The organism is Agrobacterium sp. K11 (assembly GCF_059429395.1).
Genome location: NZ_JCAHRB010000012.1, coordinates 220833 through 235411 on the forward strand (window position 1 = coordinate 220833; position 14579 = coordinate 235411).

Sequence of the window (14579 nt, forward strand, 5' to 3'; positions counted from 1 at the left end):
CTGTCTGAACCGTTGAATTGCGCAGCGTGGCGTTATTCGAAATATTCCTGATGTGCTTCGAAGATCTGCGACAGAATGCCGAGGACGCGGCGGAGATGCTGGCGCAGATAATCCACCGCGCTCTCCTCCTCACGCGCCTTTATTGCATTGTAGACGGCCTCATGCTCCGTCAGCAGTCTGGCCATGTGTGCTTCGTCGGTAATCGCCAGCGCTCGCAGGCGGTCTAGCCCAGCCTTTTCCCGGATCAACAGGGTCTCCAGCCTTTCGAGGCCGGTTGCGGCGGCAAGGGCGCTGTGGAACTGGTCGTCATGGATACGGAAGGCCTTTTTGTCGCCAAGCTCCATCGCCACACGCTGGCCTTCCAGCGCATGCAGGATTTCCTGGTCCGCTTCGGCCGGGATGCCGGTCTGGCAGAGCCTGCGGGCAGCGGCAACCTCCAGCGCCTCACGAATGAACTGCGCGCTGCGGATATTTTTGTCCGACAGTCTCGAGACATAGGTCCCGCGGCTCGGCAGGGTGACGATCAAACCGTCATCTCGCAGCCGGCTCAACGCCTCGCGCACCGGGGTGCGGCTGGAGTTGAAGGACTGGCCAATCTCGTTTTCCGACACGGCCTGGCCCGGAAACAGCTCCCTCGAAAGGATGGCAGATTTCAGCGCCGAATAGATCTGGTCCACAACCGGTCGGTTGAAATCCAGTCGTTCCATCATCGGCACCGTGCCGCCTGTCATCGGGATCTTTGGCATACGCTCTCCAAATGTCTTTCTCTATAACCGGTATACCGGAACACTGGTGTGTTGACAACCGGCATACCGGTATGCAATTGAATGGCCATGGGAAGGAGGCTCCCGAATGCAAAATATCAAGACCTGCGTCATCGTTGGTGCCGGAATGGTAGCGAAGACGCATGTGCTTGCCTGTGCGGCAAGCCCTGAAAAAATCCGCCTGAAAGCGATTGTTGACGGTGGCTCCGGCCGCGCGAAAGCGCTGGCTGCCGAAGCGGCAAAACACACCGGTCACCACGTTGCCGTATACGCGTCAATCGAGGAAGCCGCGCGTGACGGCGATGTCGATTTCGCCATCATCGCAACGCCGCCCAATGCCCGCGCCGATATCGTCGGTCCGCTTGCAAAAGCCGGCAAACACATTCTTCTCGAAAAGCCTGTCGCCCGCAACACGCGGGAAGCGGCCGATCTGGTAGCGCTCTGCCGCGATGCGGGTGTAACGCTCGGTATCATTTTCCAGCACCGCATGCGCGCCGCATCGCAAAAGGCGCGCGAACTGGTCGCATCCGGCACGCTCGGCGAACTAGGCCTTTGCGAGATTTCGGTGCCGTGGTGGCGTACCCAGGCCTATTATGATGAGCCGGGACGCGGCACGCTTGCGCGTGACGGCGGCGGCGTTCTGATATCGCAGGCAATCCACACGATCGATCTGGCCCTGAGCCTTGCAGGCCCCGTGGCCCGCGTGCAGGCCATGGCGGCAACGACGCGTTTTCACAAGATGGAAACCGAGGATTACGTATCGGCCGGCCTTCGTTTCAAAAACGGGGCCGTCGGCTCGCTCGTCGCGAGCACCGCAAGCTTTCCCGGTGCGCCTGAATCCATTCTTCTCCATTTCGACAAGGCAAGCCTGCGGCTCGCATCCGGCCTGCTGCATGTAGACTGGCGCGACGGCCGCCAGGAAACCTTCGGTGGTGCCGCTTCCGGCACCGGCGGCGGCGCCGATCCCATGGCTTTCACGCATGAATGGCATCAGGGCGTTTTCGACGATTTCGTCGACGCCATTTCTTCAGGGCGCCCGCCGGTCGTCACCGGTGAAGCAGCTCTTTTGTCTCACAGACTGATCGACGCGATCATCAACTCAGCCGAAACCGGCAAGGAAGTGGAACTGCAGGATGAGTAAACCAATCAAGTTCGTGGCTCTCGGCATAGAGCACAGGCACATTTTCGGCATGGCGCAGAACATGCTGGATGCCGGTGCGCAATTCGCGGGCTGGTGGACGGAAGGCGAGCCGGACGTGGTCGAAGGTTTCGTAAAGCGCTTCCCGGACGTGCCGCGTGCTGCCTCCAAGGAGGATTTGCTGGCTGACCAAACCATCGATCTCGTCATCATTGCCGACATTCCGTCCAAGCGTGCCGATCTTGCCATCGCTGCCATGGAAGCGGGCAAGGACGTCATGTCCGACAAGCCGGGCTGCACCACGTTCGACCAGCTTGCGCGCCTGCGCCAGACCGTTGCCAAGACCAAAAGAATCTGGACCGTCGATTTTTCCGAGCGCTTCGAAGTCCCGAGCGTCACGAAAGCCGCCGAGCTGGTTGCACAGGGTGCCATCGGCCGCGTCATCCAGACGGTTGGCCTTGGTCCGCACCGCCTGAACCGACAAATTCGCCCGACATGGTTCTTCGAACGCGAGGCCTATGGCGGCATTCTCACCGATATTGCCAGCCACCAGATCGACCAGTTCATGTTCTTTACCGGCTCCACCAAAGTTGAGATCGTATCTGCCACCGTTGCCAATTACGCCAACCCGGGCGATCCGGGCCTGCAGGATTTCGGCGAAGTCGTGCTGCGCGGCGACAAGGGCCATGGGTATATCCGCGTCGACTGGTACACACCCGATGCACTGCCGACATGGGGTGATGGCCGCCTGACGATCCTCGGTACCGAAGGTTACATCGAACTGCGCAAATACGTCGATGTCGGCAACACCGAGGGCACAGACCGTCTGATCCTCGTCAATGGCGACCGTTGCGAATATATCGACGCATCCGGTGCCGGCCTGCCCTACTTCGCCCGTGTATGCGACGATATCCGCAACCGCACGGAAACTGCCATGACGCAGGAACACGTCTTCAAGGTTTGTGACCTCTCGCTTCAGGCGCAGGCCAAGGCTGAAGGAACCGCAGCATGATCGGCGTCGCCATTATCGGCGCCGGTATCGGCGCACAGCATCTGAGCGGTTATCTGGCGCTGCCGGAGCGTTTCACCGTCAAGGCGATCTGCGATCTTGATGTGGAGCGGGCACGGGCGGTGGCTGGCGAAGGTTCTTCCATCCGCATCACGGCGGATCTCGAAGAAGTCCTCGCCGATGAAAGCATTTCGCTCATAGACGTCTGCCTGCCGCCGCATCTGCATTTCCCCGTAATGCTGAAGGCCCACGCGGCCGGCAAGGACGTGGTCTGTGAAAAGCCGCTGGTGCGTTCGCTGGAGGAAGCAAATGCGCTGATGGAATCTGTCAAGAAGACCGGACGGCGCGTCTTTCCGGTTTTCCAGTATCGTTTTGGTCCCGCCCTACGGCAGCTGCGCGCCCTCATCGACGCCGGACTTGCTGGCAAAGCCTATGTGGCAAGCTCGGAAGTTCACTGGAACCGTGGCGCGAGCTACTACGACATTCCCTGGCGCGGCACCTGGAAGGGTGAATGTGGCGGCGCGATCCTCGGTCACGCCATCCATGCCCACGACCTTCTGTGCCATGTCCTAGGTCCGGTGGAACAGGTCTTCGCCATGGCCGACACCCGGGTGAACAGGATTGAGACGGAAGACTGTGCCGCCATCAGCTTCCGCATGAAGAGCGGCGCGCTCGCCACCAGCTCGGTCACGCTTGGTGCAGCCGACGACACGTCCCGTCTGCGGTTCTGCTTCGAAGGCTTCACGGCCGAAAGCGGAACGCTGCCCTATCGTCCGGCGGAAGATAAATGGCACTTTACGGCGCGGGCGCCGACCACGCAGGACCAGATCGACGCCGTCCTCGCAACGGTTAAAGATGGCGAAAACGGCTTCACCGGTCTTGTCGAGGCGATTGCCAATGCGATGGAGGGTCGCGCGGGCAAGGAAGTGACGATTACGGACGGCTTGCAGTCCATCGAACTCGTAACCGCAATCTACACATCGGTACAGGAAGGCACGGCCGTTCGCCTGCCGCTGACCGCTGACAACGAGCGGCTCAAGGGTTGGGCTCCGCGCGCGTCCGCCACGGCATAATCATCTAAAGGGAGGAAACCAGATGAGCAGAAAATACAGCCTGGCGTTTGCCTTGGCCCTGGGGACGGCATCTCTTGCCGGTGCCGCTGAGGCACAGGAAGTTCGCTTCACCTGCGCCTATGACGGCAACGGCTGCGAGGTCCTGAAGGACATCCTGTCGCGTTACGAAAAACAGCATCCTGACGTCAAGATCGTTACGGATATCGTGCCCTACAAGGCGCTTCTCGAAGGCCTGCCGGTGCAGCTCGCCGGCGGCAGCGGCCCGGATTTCGCAACCGTCACCGATCTTGGCGGCCTCAATCGCTATTATCTCGACCTGACGCCCTACGTGGATGCGAAGTACTGGCAGGACAATTTCGGCGATGTGCTGAAATGGTATCGTAGCGGCCCCGACGACAAGGGCATCTATGGTATGCAGACGCAGCTTACCATTACCGGCGCCTTCATCAACCGCACCTTGTTCGATCAGGCGAAAGTCGCCGTTCCCGGCAAGGATGCGACTTTTGACGACTGGGCGAAGGCCGCAAATGAAGTGGCCAAGGCCACCGGCTCGCCATACCCCATGGCGATCGACCGCTCCGGTCACCGTATCGCAGGTCCGGCTATTTCCTACGGTGCGAAACTTTTCGACGCCGACGGCAAGCCGATCCTGGTCGACGAAGGCTTCACCACTTTCGTGAAGAAATTCGTCGAGTGGAACAAGGACGGCACCATGGCGCGTGACGTCTGGGCCGGTCAGGGTGGCAACACCTACCGCGATGCGGCGCAGGAATTCATCAACGGTCAGCTCGTCTATTATTATTCCGGCAGCTGGCAGACAGCGCGCTTCGACAGTCAGGTCGGCGATGCTTTCGACTGGGAAGTCGTGTCGCAGCCATGCGGACCGGCCGCATGCACCGGCATGCCAGGCGGAACGGGTATCGTGGGCTTCAAGCAGACCAAGAACCCCAAGATCGTCGCGGATATTCTGAACTTCCTCGCGCAGGACGAAAATTACCTCGATTTCACCGTCCGTACCCGCAACGTCCCGGCTCACAAGGCCGTCGGCGCAAAGCCTATCGACTACACCGGCGCAACCCCGGCGACCCAGAAGGCCATGAACGCGTGGCTGGATCAGGTCCCCGGTATCAGCCCCGTCGCCTACGCCTATCAGGGCTACAAGAACAACCGCGCGATGTTCAACATTTCCGTCCAGCGCGTCACGCAGGCGATTGTTGGCGAAAGCTCGGTTGACGACGCCATGACACGTGCGAAGGCCGATCTTGAGGAAGCGTTGAAACAGGCGAAGTGATCCATCGCCTTCCGGCGCGGCCTTGCCGCGCCGCGCCGGATCGAAGGAGGACCATCAATGTACAGACTTCTTGCGCCCGTCATGGGCATCATAGAGCTGCCTTTCGCCCTCTTGCAGAAAATGCTCGGGCATCGGCGCATCGCATGGGTGTTTCTGACACCCAATCTCCTGTTGTTTGCGGTCTTCGCGTTTTTGCCGATCATTCTCAACATGGCTTATTCAGTGACCGGCAGCGAGCATATCCTGCTGTCGGAACGCCCCTCCGTGGGCGGCGAAAACTTCTCGGTCCTTCTCTCGTGCCAGAACTATTTCGATCCCAATTCCTGTCAGCGCGATCTTTTCTGGCGCTCCGTCTGGAACACGCTTTTCTTCGTCGTGCTGCAGGTCGGGTTCATGGTGGGCTTCTCGCTGATTACGGCGGTCGTGCTCAACCGTGACATCAGGGCACGCGGTTTTTTCCGCGCCGTCTTCTTCTTTCCCGTGCTGCTTTCACCGGTGGTCGTGGCGCTGATATGGAAGTGGATATTGCAGCGTTTCGGCGTCCTGAACGCTGCGCTCGATTCCCTCGGTATCGGTTCGGTGGACTGGCTGCTGGAGGCCAACCTTGCCTTTGGATGGTCGGTATTCCTGTCCGTCTGGGCGCATATGGGCTTCTACACGCTCATTCTGCTTGCCGGCCTTCAGGCCATTCCGCGTGACGTCTATGAGGCGGCACAGCTGGACAAGGCAAGCCCGTGGCGGATTTTCCGCCGGATCACAATGCCGCTTCTCGCCCCGACCATGCTCGTGGTTCTCGTATTGTCCCTCATCAAGGGCGTACAGACCTTCGATGAAGTCTTCGCATTTACCGGCGGTGGGCCGGGTTCGGCAACGACCTTCATCATTCAATTCATCTATCAGACTGGTTTTGCCGGAACACCCCGCAACTTCGGACTGGCCGCGGCCGCTTCGCTGCTGCTTGCCGTGGTTCTCGTGGTGCTGACTGCCCTGCAATTCCGGGCCAACAGGAGCAAAGTCGATGGCTAGGATTGGCGCATTTCTAACCCGCACACGCGGCAGAAACGGCAAATTGCACTGGACCGACTGGCTGTCCTACGCCTATCTCGGCGTTGCCGTTCTGATGATGTTCGGACCCGTTCTCTGGCTCGTTCTCTCCTCCTTCAAGACGGAAGCCGACCTCCAGCGGTTTCCGCCGCGCCTGCTTCCCTATGCGCAGGAAACCGTGGTCATTGGCGGTCAGGCCGCACCTTTGCCGGCCTTTGTCGACAAGGAAGGCCGCAAGCTCGGCATGATCAGGCGCGTCGGGCTCGTCGCCCAGGTGGTGGATCCGGCAAAGCCCGGCGAAGTCATGAAGATGCCGTTCAACGAGCTGCGCCCGGCCGAGAAGGTTGCACTGGCGACGGAGAACTACACCGAGCTTTTCCAACGCTTCAACTTTCCGCTTTATTTCTGGAACTCGACCTTCATCACCGTGACGTCGACCGTCATCATGCTGATCGTGAACTCCATGGCGGCCTTTGCACTGTCGAAATACAGCTTCAAGGGCAGAGGCGTGGTTCTGGCACTCGTCGTCGGAACGTTGATGATCCCGCAGACCGTCGTGCTCGTTCCGCTTTTTCTCATCACCAGCCAGCTCGGCATGATCAACAGCCTGTGGGGTGTGATCATTCCAGGAGCGGCCACACCGACCGGGGTATTTTTGCTGCGCCAGTACATGCTGACCATCCCGGATGAAATCCTAGATGCGGCACGCATGGACAAGGCCAGCGAATGGAAAATCTACTGGCGCATCATCCTGCCGCTGTCTGCACCGGCGCTCGCGGTGCTGGCCATCCTCGCCATCATGTGGCGTTGGAACGACTTCCTGTGGCCGCTTATCGTGCTGACGCGCAACGACAATTTCACCCTGCAACTGGCGCTCAACTCCTTCCAGGGAGAAATGACGACAGAGTGGAGCAATCTGCTGGCCATGACGGTGCTGACATTGGCGCCAATCGCGCTGGTCTTCATGTTCCTGCAAAAATATATCGCCACCGGCATCGCATCGACCGGCGGAAAATGATCCTCAGGGAGGGAATGACACAATGGCAAGTATAGAGCTTCGTCAGGTCAAAAAAACATATGGCGCCCTCGACGTCATCAAGGGTATCGATCTCGATATCAAGCACGGCGAGTTCTGTGTTTTCGTCGGCCCGTCCGGTTGCGGAAAATCGACGCTGCTGCGCATGATCTCCGGTCTTGAAGAGCTGAGCGGCGGCGATATCGTCATCGGCGGCGATGTGGTGAACGCGGTTCCGGCTGCCGATCGCGGGCTTGCCATGGTGTTCCAGTCCTATGCGCTCTACCCGCATATGACGGTCCGGGAAAACCTGTCCTTCGGCCTGGAAAACATCGGCACGCCGAAAAAAGACATCGTCGAGAAGGTCTCACAGGTGTCCAAGATGCTGCAGATCGACCAGCTGCTTGAGCGGCGGCCGAAGGATCTGTCGGGCGGCCAGCGACAGCGCGTCGCGATCGGTCGCGCTGTCGTGCGCGAACCGCGGGTTTTCCTGTTTGACGAGCCGCTGTCGAACCTCGATGCGGAACTGCGCGTGGATATGCGCGGCGAGATTTCCAGCCTGCATCGGCGTCTTGGCAATACCATGATCTATGTGACCCACGATCAGGTGGAGGCCATGACGATGGCCGACAAGATTGCCGTGCTGCGCGCCGGAAAGCTCGAGCAGTTCGGCGTTCCCCTCGATCTTTATAATCGCCCCGCAAACCTTTTCGTAGCGGGCTTCATCGGTTCGCCGAAGATGAACTTCTTCGCCGGCGAAGTAGTAGCGGAAGGTCAGCCGTCCCTTAAAATCGCGACCGGCGAATTGATCCCGTTGCCGCAGAGCGGCTTTTCCTACGCATCCGGCCAGAAGGTCACGCTCGGCATTCGCCCCAACCATGTGCAGCCCACACCGGATGGTGCGGTGACCATGTCCGTGCGCACGGCAGAGCAGCTCGGCGGGGAATCCTATCTCTATGGCAACCTCGGTGACGGCAGCCACGTCACCCTGCATCTTGCGGGGCAGACATCGACATCGGCTGGCGAAGTCATCCGCATGGCGGCGCCGCTCCAACATATCCACCTCTTCGATACGAAAAGCGGGCTGACGCTGAAGCAGGACTAAGCCTCCGTCGCCACGCCCCCCGTAAAGCAGGACCTTTGACATGACCGACAAAAAACTCCGTTCCTCCCGCTGGTTCGCGCCCGACGATCTGCGCAGTTTCGGCCACCGCTCACGCATGATGCAGCTGGGCTATTCGGAGGAGGATTTTGCCGGCAAGCCCGTCATCGGCATTCTCAACACCTGGTCGGAGCTGAATACCTGTCACTCGCATTTTCCCGAACGTGTGAAGGATGTGAAGCGCGGCGTCCTACAGGCAGGTGGCTTCCCGGTCGAGATGCCATCGCTTTCGGTCGATGAGAGTTTCACAAAGCCGACCTCCATGCTCTATCGCAACATGCTCGCCATGGAGACGGAGGAAATGATCCGTTCGCATCCGCTGGATGGCGTGGTGCTGATGGGTGGTTGCGACAAGACCACCCCCGGCCTCGTCATGGGAGCGATCTCGGCCGGCGTGCCGATGATCTATCTTCCGGCCGGGCCGATGCTGCGCGGCAACTATGCCGGCAAGGTGCTGGGCTCCGGCTCCGATGCCTGGAAATACTGGGACGAGCGCCGGGCCGGTAACGTGACCGATGAAGAATGGCGCGGCGTGCAGGGCGGCATTGCCCGCTCCGCCGGCGTCTGCATGACCATGGGTACGGCATCGACCATGACGGCAATCACCGATGCGCTCGGTCTCACTTTGCCCGGCGCTTCCTCCATCCCGGCGGTGGACGCCGAACATCAGCGCATGTCGGCAGGCTGTGGCCGTCGCATTGTGGAAATGGTGGCCGAGGAGCTGACCCCGGATCGTATTCTCACTGCGCCCGCGTTTCGGAATGCGGCCATCGTTGCCATGGCGACCGGTTGTTCCACCAATGCCGTCGTGCATCTGATTGCCATGGCGCGCCGCGCCGGTGTGCCGATGACGCTGGACGAGCTGGACGAACTCGGCCGCGTGACGCCGCTTATCGCCAATGTCCGCCCCTCCGGCAAAGATTACCTGATGGAGGATTTTTATTATGCGGGCGGTCTGCGAGCCCTGATGAAGCAGATCGAAAGCCGTCTGGACTGTTCCGTGCTCACCGTTACCGGCCGCAGCATGGGCGAAAACCTCGAAGGCGCGCGGGTCTATAATGACGACGTCATCCGCTCGCTGGATAACCCTGTTTACGCCGAAGGATCGCTTGCCGTTCTACGCGGCAATCTCTGCCCGGATGGTGCTGTGATCAAGCCCGCCGCCTGCGATCCGAAACTTCATTTCCATGAAGGACCGGCGCTGGTCTTCGATAGCTACCCCGAGATGAAGGCGGCAATCGACGATGAAAATCTGGATGTGACGCCCGATCACGTTCTGGTTCTGCGTAATGCGGGCCCGCTTGGCGGCCCAGGCTTTCCCGAATGGGGCATGCTGCCCATCCCCAAGGCGCTGATCAAGAAGGGTCACCGCGATATGGTGCGCATCTCCGATGCCCGCATGTCCGGCACCTCCTATGGCGCCTGCGTTCTTCATGTCGCGCCGGAAAGCTTCGTCGGCGGTCCGCTTGCCCTGCTGAAGACCGGCGATATCGTGCGGCTCGATCTGCCCCAGCGCCGTCTCGACATGCTGGTCAGCGAAGAGGAGATCGCCCAGCGTCGGGCCGCGTGGCAGGCGCCGCCGCCGCGTTACGAGCGTGGTTATGGCTACATCTTCTCGAAACACGTTACCCAGGCGGATGCCGGATGCGATTTCGATTTCCTGCAGACGGATTTCGGCCGCACCGCTGGCGAACCGGACATATTCTGAGACGGGAGCGCGCAAAATGATGAAACGTTTGCTGATTACGGGCGCCGGCGGCAAGCTGGGCAGCATGTTGCGCGGCAGGCTCGGCCACCTCGCGGAGATCATCCGCCTTTCGGATGTGGTTGATATGGGTGCGGCGGCAGCGAATGAAGAGATCATCCGCTGCTCTCTGGAGGACGGTGGCGCCGTCCATGCGCTGGTGAAGGATTGCGACGGCATCGTCCATCTCGGCGGCATCTCCGTCGAAAAGGCTTACGATCCCATCGAGGCCGCCAATCTGCGCGGTGTCTATAATCTTTACGAGGCAGCAAGGCTTGCTGGCATGCCACGCATCCTGTTTGCCTCCAGCAACCACACCATCGGGTATTATCGGCAGGGTGAGCAGCTATCGCCGCAGACACCGTTTTTGCCGGATGGCCTTTACGGGGTCTCGAAGATTTTCGGCGAGGCAATGGCGAGCCTCTACCATTCCAAATTCGGACAGGAAACGGCCATCGTCCGCATTGGCTCCTGCGAAGAGAAGCCCACCAACTGGCGCATGTTATCCACCTGGCTCAGCCATGACGATCTGGTCTCCCTGGTAGAGGCCGTATTTCACGCGCCAAAACTCGGTTGCCCGGTCATCTGGGGCGTCTCTGCCAATGACGACAGCTGGTGGGATAATTCCCACGTCGATTTTCTCGGCTGGCAGCGGCGGGATAATGCCGCACGCTTCCGGGCCGATATCGAACGGGATGTCCCTCGCCCTGATCCGGATGCCGCAACCGCGAAATACCAGGGCGGCGTTTTCATAGACGAACCGATCCACAAAAACTGATGTGCAGACACTCACGCTATTCGAGGAGAATAAGATGAATACAGAAACCAGGGAAAAATTGATGACGGTTTCCGTCGCCACCCTCGCAACCGCACTCTACAAGCGCGGCCTGCGCAACCAGGTCATTCAGGGCGTCCACCCGCTTGGCCACAAGGGCGCGAACATGGTCGGGCCTGCATTCACGCTGCGTTACATGCCCGCCCGCGAAGACCGCAACCAGCTTGTGGAATTCCGCAACCCCGCACATCCCCAGCGCGTCGCCATTGAGACCTGCCCGCCCGGCCACGTACTGGTCATGGACAGCCGCAAAGACCCGAGCGCCGCATCCGCTGGTGATATTCTTATCACCCGCCTGATGGTGCGCGGTGCTGCCGGCGTCGTTACGGATGGCGGTTTCCGCGATGCTGCGACGATTGCAGAGCTGGATATTCCAGCCTACCACACCCGACCATCCAGCCCTACCAATCTCACCAAACACGAAGCAATTGAAATCAACGGACCGATCGGCTGCGGCGATGCCCCGATTTTCCCCGGGGATATCATTGTCGGTGATGCGGATTGCGTCATCGTCATCCCCGCCGGAATTGCCGACGAAATCGCGACAGAAGCGGTGGAAATGACCGCTTACGAGGATTTCGTGGTCGAACAGGTGAAGGGCGGCGCAACCATCATCGGTCTTTATCCCTGCACGAAGGACGAACACCAGAAGGCTTTCGCCGTATGGCGCGAACAGAGAGACCGTTCGGGCGCGTGAGCCGAACAGAACGCTTGCCGGTTTCGTCCGCAATGCCTTGAAGCAAGCCTGCATGGGTGGCGTCCCACTCATGCAGGCGCACTCGCATGTACAATAATACCAAGTCGCCGAAGCGACTGGGCCGACGATTTTCCCGCACTAAAAACCGGCCCGAAATGGGTTTCTGTCGATATTCGTAAAATGATCCCCTGGAGTTTGTGGTGTTTGGTAACACCCGCAAAAACACATTGACTATGCCTATATTTCCATTAATCTGGATATATGGAACAAGAACAGGCTATTCTCGCTTTGGCGGCGCTTGCCCAGCCAACCCGTCTCGAAACTTTTCGGCTGCTTGTGCGGCACGCACCGGAAGGCTTGCCGGCGGGCGACATCGCGCGCGCGCTGGTGGTGCCGCAAAACACCATGTCCGCGCATCTGAATGTTCTGTCACGCGCGGGCCTCGTATCATCGCAACGCCACAGCAGAATCATCATGTATCGCGCGCAGATAGAACAGCTTCGCGACATGACTCTGTTTCTCCTGAAAGATTGTTGTGGTGGATCGGCAGAGCTTTGCGCTCCGCTGATCGCCGAGTTGACGCCCTGCTGCACTCCACACGCGGGAAAGTCCGCCTGATGTCCACATTTGAACGTTACCTAACCGTCTGGGTGTTTCTGTGCATCATCGTCGGTGTCGCCCTCGGTCATTTGCTGCCCGGCGTCTTCCAGCTCATTGGCGCGGCCGAGATTGCCAAGGTGAATATCCCGGTCGCAATCCTGATCTGGCTGATGATCATTCCGATGCTGCTGAAGATCGATTTCCGCTCTCTCACGCAGGTCGGCACCTACTGGCGGGGTATCGGCGTCACGCTGTTCATCAACTGGGCCGTCAAGCCGTTCTCGATGGCGTTGCTGGGCTGGCTCTTCATCGGCTGGCTGCTCGGCCCCTATCTTCCCGCTGACCAGATCGACTCCTATATTGCGGGACTGATCATTCTTGCCGCAGCGCCCTGCACTGCCATGGTCTTTGTGTGGTCTAACCTGACACGCGGCGAACCACTGTTCACGCTCTCGCAGGTCGCACTCAACGATGCGATCATGGTCATCGCCTTTGCTCCCATTGTCGGCCTTTTGCTTGGCCTGTCCGCAATCACCGTTCCATGGGACACGCTCGTCCTCTCCGTTGCCCTCTATATCGTCGTGCCCGTCTTCCTCGCGCAGTTCATCCGGCACCGGCTCATGGCGGACGGAACGTCACGGATGCTCGATCGCATTCTCGCAAGGCTGCAGCCGATTTCGCTGGTAGCGCTGCTTGCAACACTGGTTCTTCTCTTCGCCTTCCAGGGCGAGCAGATTATCGCCCAACCAGCCGTTATCGGCTTGCTTGCAATCCCCATCCTTATCCAGGTCTATCTGAACTCCGGGCTCGCCTATCTTCTGAACCGGATGAGCGGCGAACGGCACTGCATTGCCGGTCCGTCGGCACTGATCGGTGCAAGCAATTTCTTCGAACTCGCGGTTGCGGCCGCTATCAGCCTGTTCGGTTTCCAATCAGGCGCTGCACTGGCAACCGTTGTCGGTGTCCTCATCGAGGTTCCGGTCATGCTCTCGGTCGTCTGGATCGTGAACCGCTCGAAGGATTGGTACGAGGCGGCCCCAGCCGTTTCCCGAAACACAATTACCGAAAGGCAATGAGCATGGACGTCACCATCTATCACAACCCGGATTGCGGCACTTCGCGCAACACCCTCGCACTCATTGAGCACGCCGGTATTCAACCCACTGTGATCGAGTATCTGAAAACCCCGCCGAGCCGCGAGCAACTCGTCAAGATGATCGCCGACGCCGGGCTGACCGTCCGCGAGGCGATCCGCGAGAAGGGCACCCCCTATACGGTGCTTGGGCTTGGATATCCTGAACTGACCGATGACCAGTTGATCGATGCCATGCTCGAGACACCAATCCTGATCAACCGGCCATTCGTCATCACCCCGATGGGTACGCGGTTGTCGCGCCCCTCGGAAGTGGTTCTGGATATACTTCCGGCAGACGCATTCAAGGGGCCGTTTACCAAAGAAGACGGCGAACAGGTCCTCGATGATGAAGGAAAGCGCATTGCCTGACACATTCCCCGCACTTGAGGGCCAGCACCTGCACGCGATTGATCTGGATGCTCTGCGTCCAGCCTTTTCGACACATAAGCCCCGCATTCTGATCCTCTACGGTTCGCTACGCGAGGTATCCTACAGTCGTTTGCTTGCCTTCGAAGCAGGGCGGCTGCTCGACCGGCTTGGATGCGAAGTTCGGATATTCGATCCGAAGGGCCTGCCTTTGCCCGACGAAGCACCGGTGAGCCACCCGAAGGTGCAGGAATTGCGTGAGCTCTCGCAATGGTCGGAAGGGCAGGTTTGGGTAAGCCCCGAGCGCCACGGCGCGATGACCGGCATCATGAAGTCGCAGATCGACTGGATTCCTCTCTCGCTCGGATCTGTTCGCCCGACACAGGGCAAGACGCTCGCTGTCATGGAGGTTTCCGGCGGCAGCCAGTCCTTCAATGCCGTGAACCAGATGCGTATCCTCGGGCGATGGATGCGGATGATCACCATCCCCAACCAGTCGTCGGTCGCAAGGGCGTATCAGGAGTTCGATGCTAGCGGACGGATGAAGCCGTCTCCCTATTACGACCGGGTGGTGGATGTCTGCGAGGAGCTGGTGAAGTTCACCATCATGACCCGCGATGCCTCGGCCTATTTGACCGACCGCTACAGCGAGCGGAAGGAAGAAGCGGTCGAGTTGGAGAAGCGGGTCTCCCTCAAGTCGATCTGA

At 59.7% G+C, this 14579-nt stretch carries 15 protein-coding genes; 14 read left to right on the plus strand and 1 reads right to left on the minus strand.

Annotated features, from left to right (window positions below):
• Positions 1-32 precede the first annotated feature (32 nt).
• Positions 33-746 (minus strand): GntR family transcriptional regulator, encoded by a 714-nt coding sequence (locus AC5SEO_RS22450; RefSeq protein WP_003518055.1) that lies wholly within the window; start codon positions 744-746, stop codon positions 33-35.
• 106 nt (positions 747-852) lie between these two features.
• Between AC5SEO_RS22450 and AC5SEO_RS22455 the strand changes: the two genes are divergently transcribed.
• From AC5SEO_RS22455 to arsH, 14 genes are all read left to right on the plus strand, one after another.
• Entirely contained in the window at positions 853-1905 is a 1053-nt protein-coding gene (locus AC5SEO_RS22455) for a Gfo/Idh/MocA family protein (protein WP_013761993.1), read from the plus strand.
• Positions 1898-2914 carry a Gfo/Idh/MocA family protein gene (locus tag AC5SEO_RS22460; RefSeq protein WP_174068977.1) on the plus strand — a complete coding sequence of 339 codons (1017 nt, stop codon included), beginning with the start codon at positions 1898-1900 and terminating at the stop codon, positions 2912-2914. Before AC5SEO_RS22455 ends, AC5SEO_RS22460 begins: the two co-directional genes overlap by 8 nt.
• Positions 2911-3984 carry a Gfo/Idh/MocA family protein gene (locus AC5SEO_RS22465; RefSeq protein WP_025595269.1) on the plus strand — a complete coding sequence of 358 codons (1074 nt, stop codon included), beginning with the start codon at positions 2911-2913 and terminating at the stop codon, positions 3982-3984. The genes AC5SEO_RS22460 and AC5SEO_RS22465 overlap by 4 nt, the downstream gene beginning before the upstream one ends.
• Positions 3985-4006: 22 nt before the next feature.
• Positions 4007-5275 carry an ABC transporter substrate-binding protein gene (locus AC5SEO_RS22470; RefSeq protein ID WP_174068976.1) on the plus strand — a complete coding sequence of 423 codons (1269 nt, stop codon included), beginning with the start codon at positions 4007-4009 and terminating at the stop codon, positions 5273-5275.
• A gap of 57 nt (positions 5276-5332) precedes the next feature.
• On the plus strand, positions 5333-6301 hold the full coding sequence (locus tag AC5SEO_RS22475; RefSeq protein WP_080849897.1) for a carbohydrate ABC transporter permease: 969 nt from the start codon (positions 5333-5335) through the stop codon (positions 6299-6301).
• On the plus strand, positions 6294-7337 hold the full coding sequence (locus AC5SEO_RS22480; RefSeq protein ID WP_112191909.1) for a carbohydrate ABC transporter permease: 1044 nt from the start codon (positions 6294-6296) through the stop codon (positions 7335-7337). The genes AC5SEO_RS22475 and AC5SEO_RS22480 overlap by 8 nt, the downstream gene beginning before the upstream one ends.
• Before the next feature lie 22 nt (positions 7338-7359).
• Positions 7360-8439 (plus strand): ABC transporter ATP-binding protein, encoded by a 1080-nt coding sequence (locus AC5SEO_RS22485; protein WP_080849898.1) that lies wholly within the window; start codon positions 7360-7362, stop codon positions 8437-8439.
• A gap of 40 nt (positions 8440-8479) precedes the next feature.
• Positions 8480-10204 carry an L-arabinonate dehydratase gene (gene araD / locus AC5SEO_RS22490; protein WP_003518044.1) on the plus strand — a complete coding sequence of 575 codons (1725 nt, stop codon included), beginning with the start codon at positions 8480-8482 and terminating at the stop codon, positions 10202-10204.
• Positions 10205-10220: 16 nt separating this feature from the next.
• Positions 10221-11018, plus strand: coding sequence for an NAD-dependent epimerase/dehydratase family protein (locus AC5SEO_RS22495; protein WP_174068975.1), 798 nt, complete (start codon positions 10221-10223; stop codon positions 11016-11018).
• 34 nt (positions 11019-11052) lie between these two features.
• Positions 11053-11772 carry a ribonuclease activity regulator RraA gene (locus AC5SEO_RS22500; protein WP_003518042.1) on the plus strand — a complete coding sequence of 240 codons (720 nt, stop codon included), beginning with the start codon at positions 11053-11055 and terminating at the stop codon, positions 11770-11772.
• Positions 11773-12033: 261 nt separating this feature from the next.
• The gene (locus AC5SEO_RS22505) at positions 12034-12390 is read left to right on the plus strand and encodes an ArsR/SmtB family transcription factor (protein ID WP_038494525.1); all 357 of its coding nucleotides are present in this window, start codon (positions 12034-12036) and stop codon (positions 12388-12390) included.
• Positions 12390-13448 carry an ACR3 family arsenite efflux transporter gene (gene arsB, locus AC5SEO_RS22510; RefSeq protein WP_174068974.1) on the plus strand — a complete coding sequence of 353 codons (1059 nt, stop codon included), beginning with the start codon at positions 12390-12392 and terminating at the stop codon, positions 13446-13448. Before AC5SEO_RS22505 ends, arsB begins: the two co-directional genes overlap by 1 nt.
• Before the next feature lie 2 nt (positions 13449-13450).
• Entirely contained in the window at positions 13451-13876 is a 426-nt protein-coding gene (gene arsC / locus AC5SEO_RS22515) for an arsenate reductase (glutaredoxin) (RefSeq protein ID WP_003518039.1), read from the plus strand.
• Positions 13851-14579: an arsenical resistance protein ArsH gene (gene arsH, locus AC5SEO_RS22520; protein ID WP_174068973.1), complete on the plus strand. Its 729-nt coding sequence runs from the start codon at positions 13851-13853 to the stop codon at positions 14577-14579. The genes arsC and arsH overlap by 26 nt, the downstream gene beginning before the upstream one ends.

Bases quoted from the DNA above. Each gene is read 5' to 3' on its own strand.
- AC5SEO_RS22495 (WP_174068975.1), top strand. From the start codon at position 10,221: ATGATGAAACGTTTGCTGATTACGGGCGCCGGCGGCAAGCTGGGCAGC.
- arsH (WP_174068973.1), top strand. From the start codon at position 13,851: ATGATGAAGGAAAGCGCATTGCCTGACACATTCCCCGCACTTGAGGGC.
- AC5SEO_RS22480 (WP_112191909.1), top strand. From the start codon at position 6,294: ATGGCTAGGATTGGCGCATTTCTAACCCGCACACGCGGCAGAAACGGC.
- AC5SEO_RS22500 (WP_003518042.1), top strand. From the start codon at position 11,053: ATGAATACAGAAACCAGGGAAAAATTGATGACGGTTTCCGTCGCCACC.
- AC5SEO_RS22485 (WP_080849898.1), top strand. From the start codon at position 7,360: ATGGCAAGTATAGAGCTTCGTCAGGTCAAAAAAACATATGGCGCCCTC.
- AC5SEO_RS22505 (WP_038494525.1), top strand. From the start codon at position 12,034: ATGGAACAAGAACAGGCTATTCTCGCTTTGGCGGCGCTTGCCCAGCCA.
- AC5SEO_RS22455 (WP_013761993.1), top strand. From the start codon at position 853: ATGCAAAATATCAAGACCTGCGTCATCGTTGGTGCCGGAATGGTAGCG.
- AC5SEO_RS22470 (WP_174068976.1), top strand. From the start codon at position 4,007: ATGAGCAGAAAATACAGCCTGGCGTTTGCCTTGGCCCTGGGGACGGCA.
- arsC (WP_003518039.1), top strand. From the start codon at position 13,451: ATGGACGTCACCATCTATCACAACCCGGATTGCGGCACTTCGCGCAAC.
- AC5SEO_RS22465 (WP_025595269.1), top strand. From the start codon at position 2,911: ATGATCGGCGTCGCCATTATCGGCGCCGGTATCGGCGCACAGCATCTG.
- AC5SEO_RS22475 (WP_080849897.1), top strand. From the start codon at position 5,333: ATGTACAGACTTCTTGCGCCCGTCATGGGCATCATAGAGCTGCCTTTC.
- AC5SEO_RS22450 (WP_003518055.1), bottom strand. From the start codon at position 746: ATGCCAAAGATCCCGATGACAGGCGGCACGGTGCCGATGATGGAACGA.
- araD (WP_003518044.1), top strand. From the start codon at position 8,480: ATGACCGACAAAAAACTCCGTTCCTCCCGCTGGTTCGCGCCCGACGAT.
- arsB (WP_174068974.1), top strand. From the start codon at position 12,390: ATGTCCACATTTGAACGTTACCTAACCGTCTGGGTGTTTCTGTGCATC.
- AC5SEO_RS22460 (WP_174068977.1), top strand. From the start codon at position 1,898: ATGAGTAAACCAATCAAGTTCGTGGCTCTCGGCATAGAGCACAGGCAC.